Source organism: Bacillus sp. LR--39 (assembly GCF_053613335.1).
Genome location: NZ_JBSIOT010000044.1, coordinates 1 through 2,281, shown reverse-complemented (window position 1 = coordinate 2,281; position 2,281 = coordinate 1). Strand labels below are relative to the sequence as shown.

Annotated in this window: 3 protein-coding genes and 1 pseudogene; 1 reads left to right on the top strand and 3 read right to left on the bottom strand. The window is 49.3% G+C overall.

Translation table 11 applies throughout. The annotated features are described in order from the left end of the window. Window positions 1-365, top strand: a 365-nt coding sequence (locus ACWHAR_RS19990; RefSeq protein WP_452087611.1) for a pyroglutamyl-peptidase I family protein, incomplete at its 5' end; no start/stop codon positions are given. Here the strand turns inward: ACWHAR_RS19990 and tatC are convergent. The 3 genes and pseudogenes from tatC to phoD form a co-directional block, all read right to left on the bottom strand. Continuing rightward, window positions 362-1,090: a twin-arginine translocase subunit TatC gene (gene tatC / locus ACWHAR_RS19985; protein WP_014475692.1), complete on the bottom strand. Its 729-nt coding sequence runs from the start codon at window positions 1,088-1,090 to the stop codon at window positions 362-364. The two genes, ACWHAR_RS19990 and tatC, sit on opposite strands and share 4 nt — an antisense overlap. A 60-nt stretch (window positions 1,091-1,150) precedes the next feature. Then, window positions 1,151-1,363 (bottom strand): sec-independent protein translocase protein TatAD, encoded by a 213-nt coding sequence (gene tatAD / locus ACWHAR_RS19980; protein WP_003223835.1) that lies wholly within the window; start codon window positions 1,361-1,363, stop codon window positions 1,151-1,153. Between the two features lie 12 nt (window positions 1,364-1,375). After that, a pseudogene (gene phoD / locus ACWHAR_RS19975) lies at window positions 1,376-2,281 on the bottom strand (alkaline phosphatase PhoD); the annotation flags it as partial.

Below are 2,281 nucleotides of genomic sequence, written 5' to 3'. Positions count from 1 at the left end.
ACGAAGGACATCAGCCGATTGATGAAGAGATTTCTCCAGATGGGCCCGCCGCTTACTGGACAGGGCTTCCCGTGAAACGAATAACTGCTAAGATGAAGGAACACGGCATTCCAGCTGCGGTTTCCTACACAGCGGGGACCTTTGTATGCAACTATTTGTTCTACGGGTTAATGGATCACATTAGCCGGACATCCCCGCACATTCGCGGCGGTTTTATTCATATTCCTTACATTCCGCAGCAAACAATCGACAAAACAGCGCCGAGCCTCAGCCTGGACACGATTGTCCGGGCATTGAGAATCGCCGCTGTTACGGCCGCACAATATGATGAGGATGTGAAGTCACCGGGCGGTACGCTGCACTAAGCGGCCGCCGCTGTTTCTTCCCTCAGCCTCTTTTTGTAGACAAACGCCGATAGGGTCACACTCACTTCAAACAGGACAAGAAGCGGGATCATCACGAGAAAATCAGAAATAAAATCAGGCGGTGTAATCAATATAGATACGACAATCAGCAGAAAATAGGACAGCTTTCTCGCTTTGGCCAGTCTGTAAGGATTTAAGATGCCCAGCCTTGTTAAAAACATCACCACCAAGGGCATCTCAAACAAGAAGCCGAACGGCAGGCTCAAATTCACCATAAACCGAAAGTAGCGGTCAGCCGTAAACATCGTTTCAAAGTGGCCGGAGGATAAATGAGTCAAAAAGCTGAGCACGATCGGAAACAAGACAAAGTATCCGAAGGAGATGCCCGCCAAAAACAACGCAAATAAACCTGGTATGTACATGAGCGTCACCTTGCGCTCCGTTTTCGTCAGCGCCGGTGCAACGAAACGCCACAGCTGGTACGCGGCAACAGGGATAGAAGCCGCAATGGCACAAATGCCGGAAAGCATCATATACACCCAGAGGATTTCACTCGGCCCAAGCACAGCCAGCTTTCCATCCAAATCCCTGATCAGCCAGTCATAAATGTCCTGTACGAACAAAAAAGCCGTGATGAGAAATAGAAAAAATGCCGCAAGGGTTACGATAATCCGGCGGCGAAGCTCTTCTAAATGCCCGATCAAATGGGTTTCTTTTTTATCCATTCAAAAAAGCCCTCCCTTTCATAAAAAAAGAGGCAGACCCGGTGTCTGCCTCATCAGCATTCAGCCCGCGTTTTTGTCCTGCTTTACCGCTGTCAGCTCAGCTGATTTCTCTTCTTTTTCATCACCAGACACAAGTGATTTTGTGGCGCTTTTAAATTCCAGCAGTGTCCGTCCGGCGGCACGCCCGATTTCCGGCAGCTTGGAAGGGCCAAAAATAATGAGGGCGATGACGAAGATCAGAATCAAGCCCGGTATTCCAATGTTTGAAAACATAATTTCCACTCCTTAATTCGTGATTTTTGCCCGCTTCTTAATCATTTGTTTTTCGTGGGCTTTGTTGTGCGCAAAGAAACGATCCTCTTCGACCTCATCGGATTGCTTCACCCCGCCTTGGATTGTTGTGGATGATACCTTTCTCAACCCAGTTTGGTCTTTCTGGTAAACGAATGAAGCCCGCGTGGAAATGGCTGCGCCCGGCTCGGTCACAAACGGCATGACCCGATAATCGGCTTTCCACTGGTGAGGCGTCACTGTACAGCGGACATATCCGCGATAGTCGTTAAAGAACTTGATGTGCGGATTTTCTTTTAAAATTTGGTCCGTATCCGCCCGCTTATCCGCTCCGTTTCCTCCGGATGTGATCGAGGTTCCGACAAATTCGGCTCCGAATATTTTTGAACTTGTTTTCTCGAAATCGACATGCAAATTCGATGCCCAGCTTGCGTGTACATCACCTGTCAGTACGACAACATTATTCAGATTTTTGCTTTTAATGAAATTGATAACCCGTTCGCGCTGAGCCGGGTAGCCGTCCCACGAATCCATACTGTAGATCGGGCTTGCGCTTGTCCCGAAATTCCACTTGGCAAAGAAAATCTGCTGTGCCAGCACATTCCAGTGGGCAGTCGAACTGCCCAAATTGTTGAAGAGCCACTGCTCCTGTTCTTTTCCAAGCAGAGTCCGATTCGGATTGCGCGATTCATCAGAAGGCGGCTTATTGCCGTCGTTATTGGCTTGATCGTCCCTGTACTGGCGGGTATCAAGCACATTGAAGGACGCCAGGTTTCCGTACGTAAAGTGCCGGTACAGCTGCATATCCGGGCCATTCGGCAAAGAGGAAATGCGGAGCGGCATATGTTCATAGTATGCCTGGTATGCTGCCGTGCGGCGGAGCACGAAGGCTTCAACCGA